The organism is Streptococcus peroris ATCC 700780 (assembly GCF_000187585.1).
Taxonomy (GTDB): domain Bacteria; phylum Bacillota; class Bacilli; order Lactobacillales; family Streptococcaceae; genus Streptococcus; species Streptococcus peroris.
Map to the genome: position 1 here is coordinate 1,086,677 of NZ_GL732463.1, position 26,107 is coordinate 1,112,783.

A 26,107-nucleotide genomic window follows, 5' to 3' on the forward strand; every position below is an offset into this window, starting at 1 on the left:
GATTGGTCCTTACACCAATCTTTTTTATATTATTTCACTGCTTCTTTCAAGGCTTCTACCTTATCCAAGCGTTCCCATGGAAGATCAATATCTGTACGTCCCATGTGTCCATAAGCCGCTGTTTGACGGTAGATTGGGCGTTTGAGGTCCAGCATTTGAATAATTCCTGCAGGACGAAGGTCAAAGATTTGACGCGCCGCTGCTTCTAATTTACTCTCAGCGACTGTTCCAGTACCAAAGGTATCGATACGAACAGAGACAGGTTGGGCTACCCCAATCGCGTAAGCTAATTGCACTTCTGCTTTCTTAGCAAGACCAGCAGCAACGATGTTTTTGGCAATGTAGCGAGCGGCATAAGAAGCAGAACGGTCTACCTTAGTCGCGTCCTTACCAGAGAAGGCACCACCACCGTGACGTGAATAACCACCATAAGTATCCACAATGATTTTACGACCAGTCAAACCTGAGTCCCCTTGAGGCCCACCGATTACAAAGCGACCTGTTGGGTTGATAAAGAATTTTGTCTCATCATCTAGGTAAGAAGCTGGAATCACTTCTTTGATAACCTTGTTAATCACATCTTCATGGATTTGTTCATTGCTGACATCTGGGTCATGCTGGGTTGAAATAACAACCGTATCCACGCGCACTGGGCGGTCATTTTCATCATACTCAACAGTAACTTGTGATTTAGCATCTGGACGAAGGTAGCTAATTTCACCAGACTTACGAAGCTCTGCCAAACGACGAACCAACTTATGACTGAGTGAAATTGGCAATGGCATAAGTTCTTCTGTCTCATCCACCGCAAAACCAAACATGAGACCTTGGTCTCCAGCTCCGATTAAATCAAGTGGATCTTGATCTGCATTTCCACGAACTTCCAAGGCTTCATTAACCCCTTGAGCGATATCTGCTGACTGCTCAACCAATGAAGGATGAACTCCCACCGTTTCCGCAGAAAATCCATACTCTGTATTGGTATAACCGATTTCTGCAATGGTGTTACGAACCACACGGTTAATATCGACATAAGCATTGGTTGAAATTTCACCGAAAACATGTACGGAACCTGTATAAACAGCTGTTTCAGCCGCAACGTGTGCTTCTGGATCTTGCTCTAAAATAGCATCCAAAATCGCATCTGAAATTTGGTCTGCGATCTTATCCGGGTGCCCCTCAGATACAGATTCAGACGTGAATAATTTACGTTCTGACATAAAAATGTCCCCCCTTAAAAAATATTCGTTATAGAGTTACAAAGAACTGGTAGGAAAAATATTTACAATCAATCCCACCACCTTATCGGGACCATATAACCTAACTATTATAACACGAATCTTTTAAAAAAACTCGTATGATTACTATTTTTCTTACTAGGAAAATGTTTTCTAATCATAACTAAATAAAAACTCTTAAAATAGATGAGTTTCTACTTTAAGAGTGATGTTATAAACTAATTATTTTCTAGATAAAATTCAAACCGTTCTCCGACGTATTGGCTCTTTACATACTCAAAAGCTGTGCCGTCATCAAAGTAAGAAACTTGAGTCAATCCTAAAATAGCATGTCCCTTTTCTACTTCCAGATAATGAGCAATTTTTTCCTTGGCTAGGCGTGCATATATAGTCTGGTGAGATTTTCCAATTCGATACCCATGTTTCTGTAAGGTTTGGAAAAAGTGTTTGGTTATTTCTTCTTTTTTGAAATTTTTAATAAATTTCTCAGGAATAGAAGCTACTTCGTAGACCACAGGAACTTGATCTGCATAACGAACACGTTCCATTCGGATAATATTCTCAGTTACGTCAATTCCTAACTTTTCAACTTCTTGCTCATTTGGAATGGTTCTACGATAGGAGATTAAGTGACTAGAGGGACTTTTCCCTTGAGCCTTTACAATCTCCGTAAAACTAGTGGTTCCACGCATTTTTTCCTGAACGCGAGTGCTAGAAACAAAGGTCCCGCTACCTACGCGACGTTCCAAAACTCCTTCTTCTACCAAGAGGGAGATAGCTTGGCGCAAGGTCATGCGACTTACTAGAAACTCCTCAGCCAAGTCGCGCTCACTCGGTAACTTCTCTCCAATTTTCCAATGTCCTTCATCGATATCCTTTTTAATCTGGTCGTGAATTTTAACATAAGCTGGTAACATGCTGGCTCACTTCTTTTCTTTATTTTTTCCATTGTACCGTAAGTCATGTGCAAAAGTCAAACGTCACTTGTTTAGTTGGTAATTCTAGCCCATTTATGATAGAATATTCAAAAAGATATTTCTTTTAAGGAAGGGAAAAGATGACCAACATTTCAACTGATTTGCAAGATGTCGAAAAGATCATCGTACTGGACTACGGTAGCCAGTATAACCAACTGATTTCACGCCGTATTCGTGAGATTGGTGTCTTTTCGGAACTAAAGAGTCACAAGATTTCAGCTGATGAAGTCCGCGCAATCAACCCTGTTGGGATTGTGCTCTCAGGTGGCCCAAACTCTGTTTATGAAGAGGGATCATTCGATATTGATCCTGAGATTTTCGAACTTGGTATTCCGATTTTAGGAATTTGCTATGGTATGCAATTACTAACTCACAAGCTTGGTGGTAAAGTTGTTCCTGCTGCTAACGCTGGAAATCGTGAGTATGGTCAATCCACTTTAACTCATACTGAGTCTGCTCTTTTTGCAGGCACTCCTGAAGAACAAGTGGTATTGATGAGTCACGGAGATGCCGTTACTGAAATTCCAGGAGATTTCGTTCGCACTGGTACTTCTGCTGACTGTCCATATGCATCTATTGAAAATCCAGAAAAGAAAATATACGGTATCCAGTTCCACCCCGAAGTTCGCCATTCTGTCTATGGATATGATATCCTTCGAAACTTCGCTTTAAACATCTGTGGTGCCAAAGGCAATTGGTCTATGGACAACTTCATTGATATGCAAATCAAGAAAATCCGCGAAACCGTTGGAGACAAACGTGTCCTTCTTGGACTTTCTGGTGGTGTTGACTCTTCTGTTGTTGGGGTTCTTCTCCAAAAAGCCATCGGTGATCAATTGATCTGTATCTTTGTAGACCACGGTCTTCTCCGTAAAGGAGAAGCTGACCAAGTCATGGATATGCTCGGTGGTAAGTTTGGTCTCAACATTGTTAAAGCAGATGCTGCAAAACGTTTCTTGGATAAACTTGCTGGCGTTTCTGACCCTGAGAAAAAACGTAAGATCATCGGTAACGAGTTTGTTTATGTCTTTGATGATGAAGCAAGCAAGCTTAAAGATGTGAAATTCTTGGCGCAAGGAACTCTTTACACAGACGTGATTGAGTCTGGTACGGATACTGCACAAACCATCAAATCTCACCACAACGTTGGTGGACTCCCAGAAGACATGCAGTTTGAACTGATCGAGCCACTCAACACTCTTTACAAGGATGAGGTTCGTGCCCTTGGTACAGAGCTTGGTATGCCAGATAATATCGTATGGCGCCAACCATTCCCAGGTCCAGGTCTTGCCATCCGTGTCATGGGGGAAATTACTGAAGAAAAACTTGAAACAGTTCGTGAATCAGACGCTATTCTTCGTGAAGAGATCGCTAAAGCAGGTCTTGACCGCGATATCTGGCAATATTTCACTGTTAACACTGGCGTTCGTTCAGTCGGTGTTATGGGTGACGGTCGTACTTACGACTACACCATCGCTATCCGTGCTATCACTTCTATCGATGGCATGACAGCAGATTTCGCTAAAATTCCATGGGAAGTCCTCCAAAAAATCTCAGTTCGTATCGTAAACGAAGTGGATCACGTCAACCGCATCGTCTACGATATCACAAGTAAACCACCTGCAACCGTTGAGTGGGAATGATTTATAGACATGATTTGAAGTGAAATGGTTGATTTAACAGCATTTTCAGTTATTATAAAAGGTTAAAAATAAATCAAAATTGATTGGTTCCCCACCAAAGATCCCACCAGAATTTTTCTGGTGGGATTTTTTTATATTAAATTTTATTTTTCTATTATTTGATGCTTTACAAGATTTCGTATTACCTGGTTTTGAAAAATAGTTTACAGTTGTTTTAAAAAAAGAGTAAAACCACATTTTCTAAGGACTAATTTTACTTATTAATTTTATAAAATTTGAATCAATATTTTTATAATAGAGGAATAGTTTAGTTCTGTAAAATTAACTTATACTCTTACAAAGCTCATTCTGATAGATTTTATAACTGCCTGCGAAAAAAAGGTATAGACTAAAATAATAGAAGAAATTCAGCAATCAAAGTTACTATTTCTACATCTTAATCACTCTCACTAGTAAATAAATCTTCCCACTGAGTGATAGATGCTGGTAGGATTAATTTATATTTCTCATAGAAATCTAATAAATCGTTGTCCCCTATCCTAAATACATTTTCTATCTTATCTAAATTTATTACTCTCGGAGCATATAAATATACTAGATAACCTTCATCTACATATTGTTTAAATTCTAAAGCGTCAAGCTCCTTTGCCTTTTTGCCTTTCACTTGAACTACTGCTTTTCTTGGATTATTGATGTCTCTTGAGATCATCTCACATTCGATTTTTATGGTTGTAGACTTCTTTGCAATTGAATTGGAAAGGACATAATAATTTTCCTTAATTTGAAGATATGAGATGACAAGTTCTTCTAAATCAAAAGCTGGTAAATTATCTAAAACAGCTCCTTTATACGGAATCACCTTATAATAATTACTTTTTGATAGTAGATTAAAGATTAACTTTGAGTATTCTATTATTATTTTATCACGAATATATCCTGCTGTACCTCCGTTAACTCTATTGAAGGATGCTTTAATTTGTCCAGGAACTTGCATTCCAAAGTTATAAGCTTCAACTGGAATTTGTGCTCCAATGTCAATACGTTTTTCACAAACTACTTCTGCCGGTGATTTCACTTTGCAAATCCAGTAATTTCCATTTAAATCTCGTGTCCATAATAAATCGTCAACTTTAGCATTTTGAAATATATTTATTGCTGGATTGGCTTTACCTTTTACTTTTCTTACACGATTATAATATTCTCGAAAATCATCTGATTTAATATCTTCAGTCAATCCACTCCATCCAATAGCAATGTACTGTTCTGAATTATTCAGACAGTAATCCACCATTTCCTGTCTAAAATTTGTATTTGTTTTTAAATGTATTCTAGCAACATAATCCATTTAAATGTTCTCCATTACTTTATCTTATTTTTTAGCCTCATAAATATTAGACTACATATTTCGAATTCTTGTTCTATACTATTCCTTTAGCTTGCGAGAATTATAGAATCCTTTTCTAACAGACAAAAATTTCTCTTATTCTCTCTCAAGTATCTAGTCAGTATAATTTCCTTGCATTTTCTTAATAAGAATCTTCACATCATCAATTAACGATTGAGGAGACAATACCGTTAGGGATTCCGCTTGACTCAACAGCCACCTCTTCAGTCCTGGTGTATCTTGACTCACAAATTCAATAATATTACCATTTGATGTTTTTTCAATAATTTCTGCTGTTGGGAATTGATCAACAACAATTGCTGGGTCATTCGCGAATAGGACTCTGATGTTTAACTCTTTTCCTATGAATGGATCTACACGCTTATTACGAATTTCACCATCACGAAATTTTCTTCCATATGAAAGAGAAGGTTTTTCTTTTTTAGATTCTGTCCAACTAAGTATTCTATCTAATTTTAAAGTCATATAAGAATCAAATAATAAATTATAGGCTACTATGTAAAAATAATGAGCATCATAGTAAAGAGAGACTGGAAAAATTGTATGTTTCTTTTTAGTATTATATGGAGATTGATAATCAATATCTAGGACCAACTCCTTACGAATCATTTCAGACCATTCCCAAACCTTATCAATACGGTTTTGTGTGTCTGACAATGGTGCATAATTTAGCAACTCACTTGCAATAATACTAGAAACTTCTTTTTGCTCATCTTTTGAAATAAGTGCCAATAAACTATCAAGTAATGACTTGTTTTCTTCCTTATTCAAAGAACGATTTTCTAGTAAAATCTTTGAAATTACAAGAATATCCTTTTTATTAAATAAAGATTTCCCTTTTAAATACCTAGTATGATGCCTCGTATCGTAAGCAAGTTCTGCTGCAACCATCGGTTGTGTATCTAAGAAACCAGACAGGAGAGAAAAATCTCGTTGTATAGTCTTTTCACTAACACCAAATTCATCTGCAAGCTGAGCCTTAGCTAAATGTGCACCAGACTGTAATCGTAAAAATATAGTTAATAAGCGTTCTTGGTCGTTCATATAATCCTAAATCCTTTAACAATAGTATAACATTTCCAATGGCTTAGATTCAATCAATTTACTAGTTCAAATCTTCTACCAATACTACTAGTACCTATTTCTTCCTTTAAAGTCTATTATAGGTTCCTTCTACCTTCCGAATCCTATCAACGATATTGATTTTGATGATTTTGCTTCAATAGCTACAATAGCCTTATGGATATCTGTCAATATAATTTGATTTAAAAAGGTATCATTTTCTAACTGAATCTTATCACCTTCAATCACTCGTTGTGCTTGACTGAAGACAATTTCATCTACTAATTTACGGACGTATCTAGCATTTCCAAAGTTTCTACAATTGACAACTTCTGAAAAATGCTGATGGAGTAGCGTCTTACAATCATCGGTTAATTGATAATGCCTCTTATTTATCATCAATTCTAAAATAGCAATTAGTTGTTCAATTGTATAATCCAAAAATTTTATTTCTCTAGAAATTCTAGAGGAAAGTCCCGGGTTAGTTTCAATGAATTGGGCCATCAATTCTTCATACCCAGCAAAAATAACCAACACCTCATCCCGACGATTTTCCATTTCTTGTATAAGCGCTGAAATAGCTTCATGTCCAAAATCTCTCTCACTACTAGGGATAAGACTATAAGCCTCATCTATAAAGAGCACTCCTCCCCTTGCATCATCAAAAGCTTTTCTTACTTTTGGAGCAGTTTGGCCAACATATTCACCAACAAGATCCGTTCGACCTACTTCTACTAACTTATTCTCTTGAATTATCTTATTGTTGTATAAAATTTCTGAAAAAAGCCTAGCAACTACTGTTTTACCAGTCCCTGGGTTTCCAGAAAAAACAAGATGACGATTTAATATTTCATTACTATATCCATGAGCCTGACGCAACGCAGAAACTCGATTATAAGCTAACTGCTGGTTTAGAACTATTTTCACTTCTTCTAAACCGATTAATTCACTCAACTTTTTCTCCGCATTTTCTTCGTCTTCAACTGAAGATTCATTTTGGAGAATAAATCCATCCAGACTTAATTCGTTTTTATCTGAAGGATCATAATCATTTTGTACTGCAAATTCAACAAGCTCTTGAACAAAAATACGAACTTCTTTAGCATCCTTTAGTACTTTATTATCTTCTATTAATCGTTCAAAATCTTCATTACTCAATTGAACACCTTTTTTGTTTAGCATCTGAAGCCCGATTTTTTTAAGCTCTGCTTCATCATAATTCGGGAAATTAACAATCGATACCTTATTAAAATCTTCAAGTAACTCTCTTTTTATAGATTCTGCCTCTTGGATAGTTCTCGCAATAATGATGTTAATTGAATGCCCCTTCTTTTGTCTAAATGTATCGTAAATATCTGATTTTGTTTTTGGCCTTACTGAAAGATAATCAACTAATATTGGGACATCTTTTTCGCCTATCTTAGGAATAGAAAAATTATTACAATTTACAAATATTGCATTCATTTCAAAAAGAGACATCAGAAATTTGATAGCAAACTTACGGCCAGATCCCTTCTCACCATTAAAAATATAAAAGTGTTGCTGTTGTTCATTATTATTTATTTTTTCTTGAAATGAAAGGTATGTAATTAGTTCTTGAACAGCCTTCTTAAAATCAGCGAGACCACAAATATTTTTCAATTCATCCAACTTTTCCAAATTAGGCTTTAGATGATAAGACGTTGTCTCTTTATTTGCACTTAATAAGAATTTTACTAGTTCTCTTCTATCACTTGTTTCAAGTTTCTTCATAAAATCACTTTCTGTTAGAGTTTTAACTTTTTTTAATGTAAACTCATGATCAAAAAAATCCTTTATTTTCCCCATAATTTCTTGATCATTGTAATTTTCTTGAGAAATAAGGTAATAATCTTCATCCTCTTTTAATAGTAATAAACGATTAGTCTTAATAAAATCTTCTGATTGAGTTTTTAAGAAATCATCCGGATTCTTAAACTCGACTTGATAATAATGCATTTAAGTACACCTCTTTTTATTGATAATTTAAGTTTACAAAAAAGAGTAGACAAATTATGTCCACTCAATTATTAAAATATAGAATTTTATGGAAATAACCTATGATTAATTTTAATTTTTTCAATATCATCTACTTATGAATTCTGACAATCTCGATATAGAACTATAAAAAAACAGTAAAACCTCTTGGTTCTACTGTTCTAATTTTAAAATGTTTGGCGTTTAGCTTTGCGCTCTGCACGTCCACGGGCACGACTTTCTGCTCGCTTGGTTTTACGACGTTTTTCATCCACTGCCCACTGGATTTTTTTCTTATAACCTGGTTTAATTTTTTCTTTTCTTTTTAACCAAGCCAATCATTTCGATATCCAGTTTTTCCTGCTTCTTCTCACGATTGGCACGGCGATCACGGTCATAAGTATCTTGAAATTCTCCGTCTTTAACCACTTTAGGAGTAAACTTGATACCTAATTTCTCCAACTCACGGATATCAGAGTCATCACTAGGCTGGTAAAGGGTAATGGCTGTTCCCGGTAGACCATTACGTCCAGTTCGTCCAACACGGTGGACAAAGAAGGACAAGTCTTGAGGAATGGCATCGTTAATGACATGGCTGACACCTTCGATATCAATCCCACGCGCAGCTAAGTCAGTCGCAACGATATACTCAAAATCAAGGTTCTTGACCTGATTCATGATCCGTTTGCGTTCACGAGGAGCAATATCTCCATGAATCTTAGCCACCTTTAAGCCTTGAGCTGTTAGGTAGCTGTGCAATTCATCCGCACGAGTTTTTGTATTGACAAAAATCATGGCTAAGTATGGTTGCATGACTTGAGTTAATTCATAAATCTGAGCATTCTTGTCTCGTCCCTTGGTCGAAATCAACCAGTTGTCAATGGTATCAGAGATGACTGTCTTGGTCTTGATTTTTTCCATGACAGGATTTGACAAGTATTTTTTCAAGAATGGTTGCAATTTTTGCGGAATAGTCGCTGAAAAGACCATAAACTGTAAGTCTTTTGGAAGACTTCCTGCAATCTTATCAACCGTCTCCAAGAATCCCATATCCAAGGTCATATCAGCTTCATCTACTACAAAGGTCTGTGCCTTGTGAATGGCAAGATCACCAGATTTTACCAGATCATAGATACGACCTGGTGTTCCGATGACGATATGGGGCTGGTTGCTTGCCAGTTTGTCAATTTGGCGAGCCTTGTCTGTTCCACCTACATAGTTGGCAACTCGAATCTCTACTTCTGAGTGTCCTGCGATCTGACGAGCCGCTTGATAAATCTGAGTTGCCAACTCACGACTAGGAGCTGTGATAACGACTTGTACACTATCACTCTCTTCATCCAGTTGTTGAAAAATCGGTAACAAGAAAGTATGAGTCTTTCCAGAACCAGTTTTTGATTCACCGACCAAGTCACGACCCGCTAGGACAATAGGAATCAACTTTTCCTGAACCTCGGTAGGAGTGGTAAACTTCAACTCCTCTAATGCTTCTTCTATATATTTCTTAAATTTAAATTGTGTAAATGACATAGTATCCTCAATTCTATCTATCTTTTCATTATACCATAATTTAGTTGATTACAGGGAGGGTTTTCGGTCAAAATAAACGCCATGAAATTCAAATGGCTCAGGATACAAGACAAACACTCCTAGTTACTATGAACAAGGAGTGTTATAGGATTACTTAAGCTTCCATTCGTCTCTCAGCCAATCACAAAAATGATGATAACGTTCCTTCAGAGCTTCATGATGCCCATAAGCATCAAATGTGCAATAAGTCGAAGGGACTTTCTCTGAAATCAGATCATGTAGATCTCTGGCATAAATAGGAGACTTAGACAGACGATTGGAATGATTGGCACCTTCTGTCTGACCATTCTGCAGATAAATCAGGCTTTGGCTCTGTATCAAGTCATGTTCCCTGCAAAATTCTGTAAAATCAGGATACCAGAAGGAACCACAGATAGAAAAGATACAGGTCGCAGGAAGATAACTACTATAGAGACTATAGACAGCTGCAAGACCGCCTAGTGAATAGCCACCATAGGCAATCTTACTTTCATCTATCAAGTAGTCTTTTTTTAGAGTGGTTAGAATTCCTTGAAAGAGCTTTTGATGGTATTGGTCTACCTTTCCACCAAATTCTGGTGCTCCTTTTTTCAAAGAACTAGCTTTCCAAGGTGTAAAGTCATCGAGACGATTTTCTGGAATTAAACCTACCAAAATCACTGATTGAGATAGATCTGATAGATAGTCCAGTTCTCCATCATTTAGGAGCACAAGTGGGTAGGCTTGTTTAGAGTCATAGTTTGAAGGCAGACTGACCCTAACTCGAATTCCTTGCCAGTTAAACTCCTTATTTCTTGATAAAGTCATTGATCTTTTCAAGGGAATCAATCACTGCAGGACCGTAGTCCATCAACTCATAGTAAGAGATGGTCATAATTTTTTGGTTCTTGATTGCGGGTACATTTCCCAAAATAGCATTTGCCTTCATCAAATCCACTGCCTTTTCATCCAACTTTTTATTGCGGTCGCTAGTTACATAGACAATCAACTCTGGATTCATGGATACTAGATTTTCCAAGGTCAAGCCAGATGTTCCTGTTGCAACATTGGTATAACCTAATTGGTTAAGTAAGCTTTCTTGAAGGGCTGACTTATAAGCACCAAAGGTTTCATCGTTGTAAGCTACCATAATCAAAGCTTTTTTCTTTTCACCCTGTGTTTCTGGGTTGGCTTTTTTAACTGCATCGATTTTAGCTTGCAATTGCTCTGCGTATTGATTAGCCTTGTCTTGGACATTGAAAATGGTACCAATATTCTTCACGTCTTCTACAATATTTCCCAAATCCTGTTGAATATTTGAAAGTGAAGCTTTTTGCGTATAAACAGGGATTTTATTTTCATTCCAAGCGCTAATCGTTCCCATTGACTTTTCAGAGAACATCATGTTACGTCCCATCAAGGCATCTGGTTCGTAGGAAAGAACCGTTTCTTGTGAGACAGACTTTTTATCACCAATATGAGGGATGGCTTCAATAGCGTCCTTGTATTTACCAGTTACAGCATTATCAGGATTGAGCATGCCAGCAATTTTATCTTGCAAACCGAGTTCAAGTAGGATTTCAGTTGTTGAGAGGTTGTTTGTGATAACTTTTTCAGGAGCCTTTTCAAAGACTTGTTCGACTTCATTTCCTTTGGCATCGTATGTTTTGATAGTTACAGGATAGCTGGTTTCTGTATTGGCTTTTTGACTGGCTTCTGTTGCAGCTGGTGCCGTTGCTGTTTCTTTAGATGCGTTACTACAAGCTGCCAAGGTTAAGGCAGCCACTGTTACGAGCAAAATACTAAGTGTTTTTTTCATGTTAATTTCCTTTAAATCTTATAAATAGTGAATCATGGCTTGCTGATCTTCTGTCCAAGTTACCTTACTTTGGACACCATAGACAGCCTGCAAAGACTCAGGTGTGATGGTCTCTTTTGGAGTCCCTTGGTAAACAATCTCTCCTTCTTTCATCAGATAGAGATAGTCTGAATAGCGACAAGCCAGCTGAATATCATGCAAAACAGCTAGTACATTGATATGGAGATTTTTGACAATAGTTAACAAGTCCAGCTGGTACTTGATATCCAAGTGATTAGTCGGCTCGTCTAAGAGCAAGAGTGAAGGTTCTTGAGCTAAGGCGCGTGCTAACAAAACTCGCTGTTTCTCCCCACCTGATAGTGAAGAATAAAGTCGATTTCTTTTTTCAAACATGTCTACCTTGACCAAAGCATCCTCAACCAAAGCAAAATCACTTTCTTTTTCCTTTTGTAAGAAAGAGAGATGAGGTGTTCTGCCCAGCAGAACGATTTCTTCAACCGTACAATCAAACTGGAGTTGATTAAACTGCGTGATGACTGCCATCTGTCTCGCCGTTTCCTTCACGCTCATTTGTTCTATCGGTTTCCCGTCTAGAGAAATCAAGCCCTGATTCGGTTTTTCCTGACGATAGATGAGTTTTAATAGACTCGTCTTCCCACTTCCATTGGGTCCCAAAATGGTATGAAATTGGTTGCCCTCAAGTTTCAGTGAGACTCCTTTGAGAATTTTTTTCTCTCCGATTTCGAAGTGAATATCCTGGCAAATTAAGTCCATATCAGACCTTCACCTCCCCTCTTCTACTAGCAACCATATAGATAAAGAAAGGTGCACCTACTAGGGCCGTGAAGATTCCAATCGGAAGTTCAGCATTTTGTATCAAAACTCGAGCAAGGACATCTGCCCAAACAACAAATAGGGCGCCGAGCAAGGTTGCTATCGGAAAAAGCCTTCTGTAGTTTGTACCTACCAAACTTCTCGCCAAATGCGGTGTGATGAGACCGACAAAACCGATAATTCCACAAGTTGATACTAAAACTGCAGTCATGACCGCAACAATTGCCACATAGAGATACCAGTAAAAACGTAGGGGAATTCCCAAGGTCAAGGCTGCCTCATCTCCCATCATCATAGCATTAAAAACACGGTATTGGGTTGTGAAAAATAAAAAGGCTATTCCCACGACTACCGCTGGCAGGGTTAAGTGAGCCCAAGAGGTTCCTGCTAAAGAACCCATGGTCCAAAACTTGATCGTCATGACGCTATCAGCATTGGCACCAATAGAGATAATAAAGTTTGAAAAAGCCAAAAAGAGAGCATTGACCACCGTCCCTGATAAAATCAGTCTAGAAGTTGTCATTCTACCTTGCATGGATGCAATGAGAAGGACAGCAACTGTCGCTAGAATCGCTCCAAGGAAAGAGCCGAGACCAATCATGACCTTAAAACCAAGAATAATGCTCAGCGTTGCTCCAAAGGTTGCCCCAGCAGAAATCCCTAACACATAGGGTTCTGCGATGGGATTATTGACCGTTGACTGCATGACACTACCACACATGGAAAGACCCGCACCCACAATCAAACCAAGAAAAACCCGTGGCAACCTCATATTCCAAACAATAGCGAGTGTAGATTTTGAAAGGTCTCCTATATCCAACGGAGCTCCCATCCTATTCAAAACAATCCGATAAGTATCAGTCAAACTAATTTGAACAGAACCCATAGAAACAGCTAAAAATAGAGAAACTCCCATTACTCCAAGCAAAATAGCAAGGAGAAAAAAATATCGCAGGTTTTGATGACTTCCAGAAAATTTGGAAAGCATGAAACCCTCCCTTAATCAAATATTAAAAATTTAGACAATTTTCATAATTAGTATACCACATTTCCAAAGCAGGGACAAGACTAGAAAAATATAGAAAAAAGCCCTCTGAGATCAGAGAGCGATTTGAGCTAGGGCTAAAATCCTAGTGAAAAAGATAAAACTCCTTGTGTTCATCGAGCACTGTGTCCTTTCCCTATTTTCATACGGATTTTTATCGCCCTTGGCATCATGATTCTTACTGGATAAAACGTTTATAGACTACACGGCAAGCCGAAGATTGTACAAAAATTTTGAGAAACAAAAAAATCTCCCCGAAGGGAGACATATCTGGTTTATTTTTCCTTACAGTGCTAGGAACCGGAACCGAAGATTATACTTGAGTATATCAAGGTAAGGTGACAACGCAATGTAAGTGGAAAATAAAGCAGATTAACGACGAAGTCCTAGAGAGTTGATCAACTCACGGTAACGGTTAACGTCGTTTTTACGCAAGTATGCAAGCAAGTTACGACGACGACCGATTTTCTTCATCAAACCACGGTAAGTAGCGTGGTCTTTTTTGTGCTGTTTGATGTGTTCGTTAAGGTGGTTGATTTCCCAAGTAAGGACAGCAACTTGAACCTCTACTGAACCTGTATCACCTTCGTGACGTGCATATTGTGCAATGATTTCATTTTTTTTCTCTTTTGAGATTGCCATGATTTTCTCCTTTTTATTTGGCTTCATCCGAGTGACAGGTTGGCATGCCTGCAACCAAGAAGAAGTTATTTGTCTTTACGACAATCCCTATTCTACCAAGAACTAGGTCCTTTGTCAACTGATTTACCATTCTTTACTAAATGATCTAGTAAAATCCTATCTTCTAGAGTTTAGTTAATTCCCACAACATGAAAAAACAAAAAACTTTCACAAAATCCTTGAAAAATCTCGCAATCATGCTATAATAATGCATAGAGACAAGTCGCTTAGAATCTTTCTTTTAGAGAGTGCGTGGTTGCTGAGAACGCATAGGAAGTCTAAACCGATACTACTCTATTGATTTTTATGAAAACATAAAACGGTGGCCACGTTAGAGCCAATCAGAGGTGTCCCTCTTTTTTGAGGAACATAAATGAAGGTGGAACCACGTTGCGACGTCCTTTCGAGGATGTCGCTTTTTTGTTTGGAGAATAGTTAATCGCAAAAAAGTGAAGATGGAGATTGATATGAAGAAAACATTGTTCTGGGTGATCGCCTGTATTTACCTTATAGTCTATGTATGGCTAATGAAAACTCTTAGTCTATGGGGTTTAGAGTACATCGTTGTCTTTTCATTTTTTTTATTAATTCCTCTTATACCATTTCTTGCTCCTTTTCTCGGTATCTTAATGTTTTTCAACAACAAGAAACTTGTGATAGCAGGATATCTTTTAAGTCTTACTGCCGGTGTTTATCTGTTCAATGCACTCAGAAGCTATCCGATAAGGATATACATGAGTGGTGAAATGACTGATGAACAATATATGTCTTTAATCCTTTCCTTAGTAAGTTATTTACTTATTTCTACAGTTTGTTTTTTTTATAGAATGAAAATGTTAGAACATCATTCAGTTAGATAAGCAAATATTATTGTTCTTTATAACTAACCCTTTGCTATTTCTTCAAACCTCAATTTTAAATGATGATAAATTTTTAAGGAGAAAATCATGATTCAAATTACTTTCCCTGATGGCGCTGTTCGTGAATTCGAATCTGGCGTTACTACTTTTGAAATTGCCCAATCTATCAGCAATTCTCTAGCTAAAAAAGCTCTTGCTGGTAAATTCAACGGCAAACTCATCGACACAACTCGTGACATCACTGAAGATGGAAGCATTGAAATCGTGACACCTGATCATGAAGATGCTCTTCCAATCTTGCGTCACTCAGCGGCTCACTTGTTTGCCCAAGCAGCTCGTCGCCTCTTCCCAGACATTCATTTGGGTGTTGGTCCAGCTATCGAAGATGGATTCTACTACGATACGGATAATCCAGCCGGTCAAATCTCAAACGAAGATCTTCCTCGTATCGAAGAAGAAATGAAGAAAATCGTGAAAGAAAACTTCCCATCTATTCGTGAAGAAGTGACTAAGGATGAAGCGCGTGAAATCTTCAAAAACGATCCTTACAAATTGGAATTGATTGAAGAACACTCTGAAGATGCAGGTGGCTTGACCATCTACCGTCAAGGTGAATACGTAGACCTTTGCCGTGGCCCACACGTCCCATCAACAGGTCGCATCCAGGTCTTCCATCTCTTGAATGTTGCGGGTGCTTACTGGCGTGGTAATAGTGACAATGCCATGATGCAACGAATTTACGGTACAGCTTGGTTTGACAAGAAAGATTTGAAGGACTATCTTCAAATGCGTGAAGAAGCCAAAGAACGTGACCATCGTAAACTTGGGAAAGAACTTGATTTGTTCATGATTTCTCAAGAAGTTGGTCAAGGTCTTCCATTCTGGTTGCCAAACGGTGCAACGATTCGTCGGATCCTCGAACGCTATATCGTGGACAAGGAAGTGGCTGCGGGCTACCAACACGTTTACACTCCACCAATCGCTTCTGTTGAACTGTATAAGACTTCAGGTCACTGGGACCACTACCGTGAAGATATGTTCCCCCCAATGGATATGGGAGATGGGGAAGAATTTGTCCTTCGTCCAATGAACTGTCCACACCACATCGAAGTCTACAAACACCATGTTCACTCTTATCGTGAATTGCCAATCCGTATCGCTGAAATTGGGATGATGCACCGTTACGAAAAATCAGGTGCCCTTACAGGTCTTCAACGCGTGCGTGAAATGTCACTGAACGACGGACATACCTTCGTTGCTCCAGAACAAATTGAAGATGAATTTAAGAAAATTCTTCAATTGATCATCGATGTCTATGAAGATTTCAACTTAACTGATTACCGCTTCCGTTTGTCTTATCGTGATCCTGCAGATAAGCACAAATACTTTGACAACGATGAAATGTGGGAAAATGCTCAACGCATGTTGAAAGCAGCCGTTGACGACATGGGAGTTGAATACTACGAAGCGGAAGGGGAAGCAGCCTTCTACGGACCAAAATTAGATATCCAAATGAAGACAGCTCTTGGGAAAGAAGAAACCCTCTCTACTATCCAGCTTGACTTCTTGTTACCAGAACGCTTTGACCTCCACTATATCGGAGCTGATGGCGAAGAACACCGTCCAGTTATGATTCACCGTGGAGTTATCTCAACCATGGAACGCTTCACAGCCATCCTCATTGAAAACTACAAGGGAGCCTTCCCTACATGGCTTGCTCCTCACCAAGTAACTGTGATTCCTGTTTCAAACGAAAAACATGTGGACTACGCTTGGGAAGTAGCGAAGAAACTTCGTGACCGTGGTGTCCGTGTCGATGTCGATGAACGCAATGAAAAAATGCAGTTCAAGATCCGTGCTTCTCAAACTCAGAAGATTCCTTACCAATTGATCGTTGGGGACAAGGAAATGGACGAGAATGCTGTAAACGTCCGTCGTTATGGTCAAAAAGAAACAGAAACCATGCCAGTAGATGCATTTGTCGAATTGATTCTTGCAGACATTGCAAATAAATCTCGTGTTGAAAAATAAGAAATAAAAGCTGGGTTAAGATTTCCAGCTACCTAAAAAAGAGGTTGGGACAAAAGATCCCGACCTCTCTTTTTATTAGCAATCAAACTTTGACGCGGTAGCTGATTGAACTTTTTGTTCGTCTTTTAGACTCCAAAAAGCTCCTAATCATCCTCGCGGGGCTGGGACTACGAAATCGAGACTTTGTCTATCGATTTCTGTCCCACCGCCTTTTTATATTTTGTTTCACCTGAGTTAGTAGTGATTGGTCAAACCACTACAAATAGTATCCTCATCAACAATTCTTTCTATCCATTAACTTTTGGATATAGAATATCCTCCCAAGATTTGCTTCCATGAGTTAGATAAGTTGACTATCCTCAGTCCTTGTCTGCCTCATTTTCTTTTACGAGGTCTTTTTGTGAATCTTTTTCAGAGAGTTTTTGATCGATATACTGGTTAATGGTTTCGTAAAATTCCTTGGTCGCCTCACTATCTAATTTTGTCGAATTATGGACTTGATTGACTTTCAATTGAACAGATTGAATACCGTAAGAGGCCTGCTTTTGGCGAATGGTTTCTAATTCTTCTTCTGAAATCGGATCTCCAACAACTGTCAAGACCAATTCATTGCTACTTGACTTGTAGACTTGATTAATGATCGTATGATTGGCGAACTCCTTTCCTACAAACTGTTTGATCCCTTCTTTTCGCGCTTGATCCATCGTCAGAGTGACTGCTGAATAGCTGGCTGGAAGAACCAATAATACAATCAAGGAGATCAAGCCAATTTTCATTTTAATGTTTAGCTCTTTAAATGAACTTAAGGGAGATTTTCTCATCATAATTCTTGTTCCAACAATGTTGCTTAGCATGATAAAGACACAGTTGATCAAGAAAAGATAAAGAGCCCCAAATAAAAATCGTACATTTCCATTAGCTAAACCATAACCTGCAGTGCAGATAGGTGGCATCAGAGCTGTTGCAATGGCTACTCCTGGCACGATATTGTTTGCTTCTTTTTTCCTTGAACCAATGACACCTGCTATCCCACCAGCAATAGCAATGAGAACATCCCAAATGGTTGGAGAGGTTCGTGCAATCAACTCGCTACTTGCATAAGATAAGGGAGAAATCCAGAAATACAGAGTCGAGACAAGCAAACTGACCAATACTTGAGTAAATAAAACCTCTAGAGATTGCTTGATTAAACGCGTATCAAAAATAGCTAAACCAAACCCCAGTCCAACAATCGGTGTCATAAGAGGGGAAATTAGCATAGCTCCAATAATGACAGCTGTTGAATTCATATTTAGACCTATAGAGGCAATAAAAATCGCACACATCAAAATCACTGTATCTCTTAATCGAACATGAAGGTCATCATATAGTTTTTCGCGGAATTCACGTGTTGAATAGTTTCCGGACATTGGTTACTCCTTTTATTTCATATAATCTTGTTTCTGCATGGATGATGGTAGAGAGACTTCTGTCCAATCTTACATATTTTTAATTCTCATCTGTTATTTTTTTGAACATTATCTTTTAAATATCCATCAGTCCATCCCTGATATTATATCAAAAATCTTACAGTCTTTCCCTGAAGAAATCAATTAATTTAAAAGACAGAGAAAGGTAGAAATTCCTGTTACCTTTTTCTTTGTTCTATCCTTTTTTCTCACTATATAGAAATCTAAAGAAGAGCTTGAAAGGTTTCTTTCAAGCTCTTAGCATTTCTTTTTACTCAACAATCAAGTTCACTTCCGCAAACTTAATTCGCACGGTTGTTCCTTGACCAAGTTCAGATTCGATACGGATTTGATGACCTAATTCTTGGCTGATTTTCTGGGTTAGATAGAGCCCAAGTCCAGATGATTGCTGGGTTATTCGACCATTATATCCTGAAAATCCACGTTCAAAGACTCGCAACCGATCACTGTTTTTGATACCAATCCCAGTATCTTTGATGCAAAGGTCTGAACCTTCCATGTAGATTTCAACCCCACCTTCATTTGTGTACTTGAGGCTATTTGAAAGGATTTGTTCAATGACTACCAACAGCCATTTCTTATCCGTCACAATGCTTCTGTCCAAGTCATGCAGATTGATACTAAGACCTTTCTGGATAAAGAAAATGGCATATTTGCGAATGACTTCCTTGACCAGATCTTCTATATTTTCTTTCTTCAAAACCAAATCATCATGGAAGCTTTCTAAGCGTAGATATTGGAGTACAAGATTGGTATATGAATCAATCTTAAAAATTTCCTGCTCCAACTGTTGTTTTAGTTGGCGATCTGTCACCTCACTTACAAGGAGTTTACTGGCTGCAATTGGTGTTTTTATCTGATGAACCCAGAGTGTATAGTAGTCCACCAAATCATTATAGCGATTTTCAGCATCTGATTTCTTTTGATAGAGTTCCTCTTCACGTTTTTCTAATTTTTCAGTTAGAAGGACTTCCATTGGTGACTTAGATTCTCTTTCGCCATAGAGCAATTCCTTACGATAACGTTGCAATTCTATCAAGAAATCAAATACCAAAAACAAAAATATCAAAAATGTAGATAAAAAGAAGAAATAGTTAAAGTAGGGCACTTGGTTATCAAACAAGCTTTCAAAGAGAAAAAGCAAACCTGTAAGCGATAGAATAAAAGCAAAAAAACGGCTACGCGAACGGATATAAGCTAGAAAAAAACTTTTAATATCATGCATGTTTCAATCCATACCCTATCCCTTTCTTAGTCTCAATAAATCCTACCAAACCTCGTTCTTCCAATTTTTTACGCAAGCGAGCAACATTGACAGAAAGAGTATTATCGTCGATGAAAAAGTCACTATTCCATAGTTCTCTCATCAAATCATCACGCGCTACGATATTTCCTGCGTGTTCAAATAAAACACGTAGAATTTGAAATTCATTCTTTGTCAGCGTAATTGCCTGTCCCTCAACATGCAGATCCATAGACTTGGTATTGAGGATAACCCCTGCATATTCCAAGAGACTTTCATCCCGTCCAAACTCATAAGAGCGACGCAATAAACCCTGTACCTTGGCTAAAAGGACCTGCTGATCAAATGGCTTGGTCACAAAATCATCTGCTCCCATATTAATAGCCATCACGATGTCCATTGCCTGGTCTCTAGAAGACAGGAACATAATAGGAACTTTGGAAATCTTGCGAATTTCCTGACACCAATGATAACCATTAAAGAGAGGCAACCCAATATCCATCAGGACCAGATGAGGCTCAGACTGAACAAATAGCGTCAGAACTTCCATAAAGTCTTCTACCATGACTACTTCAAAACCCCATTCGGAGAGCATTTTCCCAACTTGCTGACGGATGACTGGGTCATCTTCTACTAGTAAAATCTTATGCATCTGCTCCTCCTTTTTCTATATTATAGCAAAATTCTCCTGACTACTAGCGAAATTGATGTAAATCTGATATGATAAAAGTCAAGAAAGGAATTCTCATGGCCAATATTTTTGACTACCTAACTGATGTTCAATACGATTCTTTTTATGACCTTCCCTTAAATGAACTGGATATACTTGCTTTTACAGAGCTGACTTATCTTTCTTTTGATCACTTGCTAGACGAATCTGATAATCGCTTGATGGATTTTGGCACACGAGTCCCTCGAGAAAGCACCATGCTGACCAATAAAGAACGTCTGCAACTTTTAGACCAACTGACTCAACACAAACGTTTTAGAAATTGCAAGCTATCGAACTTTATTAACGAGATTGACACTGAGCTACAAAAACAGTTCGCTGCTATGACCTATCGTCTGAACCTAGATACTTATCTCATTGTCTTTCGTGGAACTGATGATAGTATTATTGGCTGGAAGGAAGATTTCCATCTGACCTATATGAAGGAAATCCCTGCCCAAAAGCATGCTCTTGAATACTTGGAAGATTTCTTTACACAACATCCAAAGCAAAAAGTAATGATTGCCGGTCATTCCAAAGGTGGAAATCTAGCTGTCTTTGCTGCTAGTCAGATCCAGCCTGAATTGCAAGAAAAAATATCGGCAGTTTATACCTATGATGCCCCTGGTCTCCAAGCTGAACTAACGGAAGCCACTGGCTATCAGCAAGTGATTCCAAAAATTCACAGGTACGTCCCACAAGGTTCTGTTATCGGCATGATGCTAGAAGTTCCCGATACACCTATCGTCGTAAAATCTACAGCTCTTGGTGGCATCGCTCAACACAATACTTTTAGTTGGTTGACAGAAGGACACCACTTTGTCCAACTAGAAGAAATTAGTAGTGAAAGTCTACAAATCAAAGACACTCTTAAAGAATGGGTGGACAGTGTGCCCGATGAGGAATTAGAACTCTATTTCGACCTCTTCTTTGGCACGATTATGGAATCAGGGATTCATTCTATCAACGATTTGTCCTCTTTCAATGCCATCGAGCACATTCGCCAACTAATTTCCCAAGCCCAAACACTGGAACCTGAGCAAGTTGAAACCTTAAAAAATCTGACACAACTCCTACTAGACGCTCGCTTTCAAGCTTGGAAAAATCATTTTTAATGGATTAGAAAGTTCCTTCCTTTGTGGAGGGACTTTCTTGTTGATTTCTTATTTTATTCTTCTGTGTTATACTTATAGTAGTATATTCTTTGAAAGAGGAAATCCTATGAAAATCCATAAAACTGTGAATCCTGTCGCCTATGAAAACACTTATTATCTTGAAGGAGACCAACATCTGGTTGTGGTTGACCCTGGTAGCAACTGGGAGGCTATTCGCAAAACTATCGAAAATATTAACAAACCAGTCTGTGCCATTCTCCTGACCCACACCCACTACGACCATATTATGAGTCTGGACTTGGTCAGAGATACTTTTGGAAATCCTCCAGTCTATGTAGCAGAAAGTGAAGCTTCTTGGCTCTATACTCCTGTTGACAACCTTTCAGGTCTCCCTCGACACGATGATATGGCGGATGTCATCTGCAAACCAGCTGAACACACCTTTGTCTTTCATGAAGAATACCAGATTGAAGAATTCCGCTTCACAGTCTTACCAACGCCAGGCCACTCTATCGGTGGAGTTTCATTGGTTTTCCCAGATGGACACTTGGTCTTAACGGGAGATGCCCTTTTCCGAGAAACCATTGGACGAACAGATCTACCTACAGGTAGCATGGAACAACTCCTTCATAGTATCCAAACCCAGCTCTTCACCCTTCCAAACTACGATGTCTATCCAGGACATGGTCCGGCTACGACCATCGCTCACGAAAAAAATTTTAATCCATTTTTTTAAAACATAAAAACCAAGGACAATCATCCTTGGTTCTTTGATTACCAAATAATCACGCGGTCTTCTGGTGCGCGCCACATGCCGTCGCCTTTTTTGACATCATAGGTTGTAAAGAAGTCATCAAAGTTTGGCACTTGGACGTTGACACGGAGTTTAGCTGGAGCGTGTACGTCGACGCTAGCCATGAGTTTCATCAACTCTGGACGACCTTTCATACGCCAGATACGAGCAAAGTTATGGAAGAATTCTTCAGCTGAAAAGTCTGGTTCTCTCTTAGCTGCTTCAAGGGCAGCAGCTATTCCTCCAAGGTCGGCAACGTTTTCGGATACAGTTAATTTCCCATTGATTTTTGCACCGTAAGATTCTTGGCCATCAAACTGGTCGATAACCTTCTGTGTTTTTTCTTTAAAGGCTGCATAATCGCTCTCTGTCCACCAGTCCTTGAGGCTACCATTTTCATCAAAGGAAGCTCCATTAGTATCAAAGGCGTGAGAAATTTCATGGGCAATAACCGCACCAATACCACCATAGTTGGCAGAAGATGACTGATGCAAGTCATAGAATGGAGCCTTTAAGATAGCAGCTGGGAAGACAATCAAGTTCTTTTGTGGATTGTAGTAGGCATTGACCATATGAGCAGGCATTCCCCACTCCTTGTAATCAACCGGCTGATTCCACTTGCTCCAACTGTGCTTGATTTCCACACGCGCAAAGGCTAGGGCATTCTCAAAGAGGCTAGCAGATTCATCCACTACCTTGTCCTTATAGCGAGCTGGCAGTTCTTCTGGATAACCGATATAAGGCTTGATGACATTGAGTTTGACGATGGCTTTTTCTCGAGTTTCAGGAGTCAGCCAGTCATTTTTAGTCAAACGCTCCTTATAAACATCAATCATGGTTGCTACTTTTTTCTCTACGTCTGCCTTGGCTTCTGGAGAGAATTTTTCGTGGGCATACCAAAGGCCGAGAGCTTGTTTAAAAGGTCCTTGAGCTAAATGGTAAGCAGCCTTGCGTTTGTCTTGAGCCTCTGGAACTCCTGAAAGAGCTCGTCCGTAGGCACCTGACAAGATACGAATCTCATCTGTCAGATAACTAGTTGAAAGATTAACCACACTCAAGATCAAGCTTGCCTTGAGCAAAGGCCAAGCTTCCTCACTATAGAATTGCTCTGCTGCTTGCCAGAAACGTTCTTCATCTACAATGACCTTATCAGGTACTTGACCAAGAACAGCTTGGAAAAAGTCATCCAATGGAAGGGCAGGCGCAAACTTTTTGAATTCTTCATAAGAGTATGGATGGTAAAGTTTGGCATACTCTGAACTCTCTTCGTTTGAAAGTACGACAGCTGCGATACGGCGATCCAATTCCAATCGTTTCTCTAGCAAGTCTTCGATTTCTTCATCTGAGAAATTATAGGCTTTGAGAAGATTCGCAGTACTTTCTTTCCATAAAGCTAGCAATTCCTTCCCTTGAGGATGGTTTTCGGCATAGTAGGTTGTATCTGGCAAGATTGTTCCTGGAGCACTAGCCCAGAGAACATTGATTCTAGCATCCATAAAGTCTGGTGATACACCAAATGGAAGGAAGTTTGGTTTCCCAGCTAGCTCAAACTCTGCTAGCTTGCTTGTAAAGTCTGCGAAGCTCTCCAAATCATGGTATTCCTTAAGCAAAGGAAGGACTGGATTGATGCCATCTGCTTCTCGTTTGTCAAAATCTCTGACCATACGATGGTACTTAACAAAGTTTGCCAAGATAGCATCTTCTGGCACATCTTCACCTGCCAACCATTTGTCGGTTGTTGTTAGCATCAACTCTTCGATTTCTTCGTCAAGGTCGATAAAACCACCTGTTCTCGATTTATCTGCTGGAATAACAGCAGTCTTTTCCCACTCACCATTTATGGCATCATAAAAATCATCTTGATAACGTGTCATCTTGTTCTCGCTTTCCTATTTTCACTTATTCTTAGCTTAGCAAAAATCCCTAGGGATTGCAATTAAAAATGCCGAGTTGCCTTCTTATTTTAATCATTAATATTTTAAATTTTTTCCAAAATTAACTTGACTTAAAAATAAAATTAAGGTATATTAAAAAACAGGAGGAATACAAGTGTATGATACGTATCGAAAACCTCAGTGTCTCCTACAAAGAAACGTTGGCACTAAAGGATATTTCACTAGTGCTCCAAGGACCAACGATTACCGGGATTATTGGTCCAAACGGCGCTGGAAAATCAACCTTATTAAAAGGGATGTTGGGCATTATCCCACATGAAGGACATGCTTTTATCGATGATAAAGAAATGAACAAATCTCTAAAGAAAGTTGCCTATGTCGAGCAAAAAATTCATATTGACTACAACTTTCCTATCAAGGTAAAAGAATGTGTCTCTCTGGGACTCTATCCATCCATTCCACTCTTTCATACCTTGAAGGCAAAGCACTGGGAAAAGGTGGCTGAAGCACTAGAAATTGTTGGACTTTCTGACTACGCAGATCGTCAGATTAGTCAACTTTCTGGTGGCCAATTCCAGCGTGTCTTGATTGCCCGCTGTCTAGTTCAAGATGCTGATTATATTCTCTTAGACGAGCCCTTTGTTGGGATTGACTCTGTCAGTGAGGAAATCATCATGAATACGCTGAGAGATCTTAAAAAGGCTGGGAAGGCGGTTCTCATCGTTCACCACGACCTCAGCAAGGTTCCCCACTACTTCGATCAAGTCTTGCTTGTCAATCGAGAAGTGATTGCCTTTGGTCCAACCAAAGAAACCTTTACCGAAGCCAATCTCAAAGAAGCTTACGGTAATCGACTCTTTTTCAATGGAGGTGACCTATGATTGCAGAATTTATCGATGGATTGCAAAAATTCCATTTCTTACAAAATGCCTTGATAACAGCCATTGTCATCGGTATTGTGGCTGGAGCGGTCGGATGCTTTATCATTCTACGCGGGATGTCACTCATGGGAGATGCCATTTCACATGCTGTCTTGCCAGGTGTAGCCCTCTCCTTTATCTTAGGCGTTGACTTCTTTATCGGAGCCATTGTCTTTGGACTGCTAGCTGCTATCATCATTACCTACATCAAGGGAAACTCGATTGTCAAAAGCGATACCGCCATCGGCATTACCTTTTCTTCTTTCTTAGCCCTCGGTATCATCTTGATTAGTGTCGCTAAAAGTTCAACTGACCTTTTCCATATCCTTTTTGGTAATATTCTTGCTGTTCAAGATACAGATATGTTTATTACTATGGGTGTAGGGGCAGCCATTCTCTTGTTAATCTGGATTTTCTTCAAGCAACTCTTGATAACGTCCTTTGATGAACTCTTGGCTAAAGCCATGGGAATGCCTGTCAATTTCTATCACTACTTACTCATGGTACTCCTAACTCTCGTGTCTGTGACAGCCATGCAAAGTGTCGGAACCATACTTATCGTAGCCATGCTGATTACCCCAGCTGCGACTGCTTATCTCTATGCTAATAGCCTGAAAAGCATGATTTTTCTTTCCTCAACCTTTGGAGCAACAGCTTCAGTTTTGGGACTCTTTATCGGCTATAGCTTTAACGTTGCGGCAGGTTCTAGTATCGTGCTTACAGCCGCTAGTTTCTTTCTCATTAGCTTCTTTATCGCTCCAAAACAACGATATTTGAAACTGAAAAATAAACATTTGTTAAAATAAGGGGAAAAACCCCAATAAA

The 26,107-nt window shown here is 38.9% G+C and carries 21 protein-coding genes and 3 pseudogenes; 8 read left to right on the forward strand and 16 right to left on the reverse strand.

Going from position 1 to position 26,107, the window contains the following annotated elements:
- Positions 1 to 29: 29 nt before the first annotated feature.
- The gene (metK, locus tag HMPREF9180_RS07355) at positions 30 to 1,220 is read right to left on the reverse strand and encodes a methionine adenosyltransferase (RefSeq protein ID WP_006145891.1); all 1,191 of its coding nucleotides are present in this window, start codon (positions 1,218 to 1,220) and stop codon (positions 30 to 32) included.
- A 236-nt stretch (positions 1,221 to 1,456) separates the two neighbouring features.
- Complete coding sequence (locus HMPREF9180_RS07360) at positions 1,457 to 2,155, reverse strand: GntR family transcriptional regulator (RefSeq protein ID WP_006145892.1); 699 nt, start codon at positions 2,153 to 2,155, stop codon at positions 1,457 to 1,459.
- Positions 2,156 to 2,295: 140 nt separating this feature from the next.
- Here HMPREF9180_RS07360 and guaA point away from each other — a divergent pair, with 140 nt between their 5' ends.
- Entirely contained in the window at positions 2,296 to 3,858 is a 1,563-nt protein-coding gene (gene guaA / locus HMPREF9180_RS07365; RefSeq protein ID WP_006145893.1) for a glutamine-hydrolyzing GMP synthase, read from the forward strand.
- Positions 3,859 to 4,294: 436 nt separating this feature from the next.
- On the opposite strand, the gene HMPREF9180_RS10460 is transcribed toward guaA, so the two are convergent.
- The 10 genes and pseudogenes from HMPREF9180_RS10460 to rpsO form a co-directional block, all read right to left on the reverse strand.
- Positions 4,295 to 5,203, reverse strand: a complete 909-nt coding sequence (locus HMPREF9180_RS10460) for a hypothetical protein (protein ID WP_006145895.1) — start codon at positions 5,201 to 5,203, stop codon at positions 4,295 to 4,297.
- A 153-nt stretch (positions 5,204 to 5,356) separates the two neighbouring features.
- The gene (locus HMPREF9180_RS07375) at positions 5,357 to 6,307 is read right to left on the reverse strand and encodes a helix-turn-helix transcriptional regulator (RefSeq protein ID WP_006145896.1); all 951 of its coding nucleotides are present in this window, start codon (positions 6,305 to 6,307) and stop codon (positions 5,357 to 5,359) included.
- Between the two features lie 129 nt (positions 6,308 to 6,436).
- Positions 6,437 to 8,152 carry an AAA family ATPase gene (locus tag HMPREF9180_RS07380; RefSeq protein WP_425274382.1) on the reverse strand — a complete coding sequence of 572 codons (1,716 nt, stop codon included), beginning with the start codon at positions 8,150 to 8,152 and terminating at the stop codon, positions 6,437 to 6,439.
- Positions 8,153 to 8,206: 54 nt separating this feature from the next.
- Positions 8,207 to 8,302: pseudogene (locus HMPREF9180_RS10530) on the reverse strand (DNA recombinase); the annotation flags it as partial.
- Positions 8,303 to 8,508: 206 nt separating this feature from the next.
- Positions 8,509 to 9,850, reverse strand: a pseudogene (locus tag HMPREF9180_RS10015) (DEAD/DEAH box helicase).
- A 150-nt stretch (positions 9,851 to 10,000) separates the two neighbouring features.
- The gene (locus HMPREF9180_RS07390) at positions 10,001 to 10,696 is read right to left on the reverse strand and encodes an alpha/beta hydrolase-fold protein (RefSeq protein WP_006145900.1); all 696 of its coding nucleotides are present in this window, start codon (positions 10,694 to 10,696) and stop codon (positions 10,001 to 10,003) included.
- Positions 10,677 to 11,687 (reverse strand): ABC transporter substrate-binding protein, encoded by a 1,011-nt coding sequence (locus HMPREF9180_RS07395; protein WP_006145901.1) that lies wholly within the window; start codon positions 11,685 to 11,687, stop codon positions 10,677 to 10,679. Before HMPREF9180_RS07395 ends, HMPREF9180_RS07390 begins: the two co-directional genes overlap by 20 nt.
- An 18-nt stretch (positions 11,688 to 11,705) precedes the next feature.
- Complete coding sequence (locus HMPREF9180_RS07400; RefSeq protein WP_006145902.1) at positions 11,706 to 12,461, reverse strand: ABC transporter ATP-binding protein; 756 nt, start codon at positions 12,459 to 12,461, stop codon at positions 11,706 to 11,708.
- A 1-nt stretch (position 12,462) separates the two neighbouring features.
- Positions 12,463 to 13,509, reverse strand: coding sequence for a FecCD family ABC transporter permease (locus HMPREF9180_RS07405; protein WP_006145903.1), 1,047 nt, complete (start codon positions 13,507 to 13,509; stop codon positions 12,463 to 12,465).
- A 429-nt stretch (positions 13,510 to 13,938) separates the two neighbouring features.
- Positions 13,939 to 14,208: a 30S ribosomal protein S15 gene (gene rpsO / locus HMPREF9180_RS07410; RefSeq protein ID WP_001018251.1), complete on the reverse strand. Its 270-nt coding sequence runs from the start codon at positions 14,206 to 14,208 to the stop codon at positions 13,939 to 13,941.
- Positions 14,209 to 14,557: 349 nt separating this feature from the next.
- Between rpsO and HMPREF9180_RS10535 the strand changes: the two are divergent.
- The 3 genes and pseudogenes from HMPREF9180_RS10535 to thrS all read left to right on the forward strand — a co-directional run.
- Positions 14,558 to 14,682 (forward strand): annotated as a pseudogene (locus tag HMPREF9180_RS10535) (AAA family ATPase); the annotation flags it as partial.
- Positions 14,683 to 14,714: 32 nt separating this feature from the next.
- Entirely contained in the window at positions 14,715 to 15,107 is a 393-nt protein-coding gene (locus tag HMPREF9180_RS07415) for a hypothetical protein (protein ID WP_425274380.1), read from the forward strand.
- A gap of 87 nt (positions 15,108 to 15,194) precedes the next feature.
- On the forward strand, positions 15,195 to 17,138 hold the full coding sequence (thrS, locus tag HMPREF9180_RS07420) for a threonine--tRNA ligase (protein ID WP_006145906.1): 1,944 nt from the start codon (positions 15,195 to 15,197) through the stop codon (positions 17,136 to 17,138).
- A gap of 359 nt (positions 17,139 to 17,497) precedes the next feature.
- Here the strand turns inward: thrS and HMPREF9180_RS07425 are convergent, their stop codons facing one another.
- The 3 genes from HMPREF9180_RS07425 to HMPREF9180_RS07435 all read right to left on the reverse strand — a co-directional run bounded on the left by HMPREF9180_RS07425 (position 17,498) and on the right by HMPREF9180_RS07435 (position 20,502).
- The gene (locus tag HMPREF9180_RS07425) at positions 17,498 to 18,547 is read right to left on the reverse strand and encodes a TIGR00341 family protein (RefSeq protein ID WP_006145907.1); all 1,050 of its coding nucleotides are present in this window, start codon (positions 18,545 to 18,547) and stop codon (positions 17,498 to 17,500) included.
- A 310-nt stretch (positions 18,548 to 18,857) separates the two neighbouring features.
- Positions 18,858 to 19,832: a sensor histidine kinase gene (locus HMPREF9180_RS07430; RefSeq protein WP_006145909.1), complete on the reverse strand. Its 975-nt coding sequence runs from the start codon at positions 19,830 to 19,832 to the stop codon at positions 18,858 to 18,860.
- Positions 19,825 to 20,502 carry a response regulator transcription factor gene (locus HMPREF9180_RS07435; protein WP_006145910.1) on the reverse strand — a complete coding sequence of 226 codons (678 nt, stop codon included), beginning with the start codon at positions 20,500 to 20,502 and terminating at the stop codon, positions 19,825 to 19,827. Before HMPREF9180_RS07435 ends, HMPREF9180_RS07430 begins: the two co-directional genes overlap by 8 nt.
- Before the next feature lie 95 nt (positions 20,503 to 20,597).
- Here HMPREF9180_RS07435 and HMPREF9180_RS07440 point away from each other — a divergent pair, with 95 nt between their 5' ends.
- Both HMPREF9180_RS07440 and HMPREF9180_RS07445 read left to right on the forward strand, forming a co-directional pair.
- Positions 20,598 to 21,674, forward strand: coding sequence for a DUF2974 domain-containing protein (locus HMPREF9180_RS07440; protein ID WP_025168725.1), 1,077 nt, complete (start codon positions 20,598 to 20,600; stop codon positions 21,672 to 21,674).
- 106 nt (positions 21,675 to 21,780) lie between these two features.
- Positions 21,781 to 22,410 (forward strand): MBL fold metallo-hydrolase, encoded by a 630-nt coding sequence (locus HMPREF9180_RS07445; protein ID WP_006145912.1) that lies wholly within the window; start codon positions 21,781 to 21,783, stop codon positions 22,408 to 22,410.
- Positions 22,411 to 22,448: 38 nt separating this feature from the next.
- On the opposite strand, the gene HMPREF9180_RS07450 is transcribed toward HMPREF9180_RS07445, so the two are convergent.
- Positions 22,449 to 24,341 (reverse strand): M13 family metallopeptidase, encoded by a 1,893-nt coding sequence (locus HMPREF9180_RS07450; protein ID WP_006145913.1) that lies wholly within the window; start codon positions 24,339 to 24,341, stop codon positions 22,449 to 22,451.
- A gap of 179 nt (positions 24,342 to 24,520) precedes the next feature.
- Here HMPREF9180_RS07450 and HMPREF9180_RS07455 point away from each other — a divergent pair, with 179 nt between their 5' ends.
- A complete protein-coding gene (locus tag HMPREF9180_RS07455) occupies positions 24,521 to 25,243 on the forward strand; it encodes a metal ABC transporter ATP-binding protein (protein WP_006145914.1) in 723 nt (240 codons plus the stop codon).
- Positions 25,240 to 26,088, forward strand: a complete 849-nt coding sequence (locus HMPREF9180_RS07460) for a metal ABC transporter permease (RefSeq protein WP_006145915.1) — start codon at positions 25,240 to 25,242, stop codon at positions 26,086 to 26,088. Before HMPREF9180_RS07455 ends, HMPREF9180_RS07460 begins: the two co-directional genes overlap by 4 nt.
- The last annotated feature ends 19 nt before the right edge of the window (positions 26,089 to 26,107 follow it).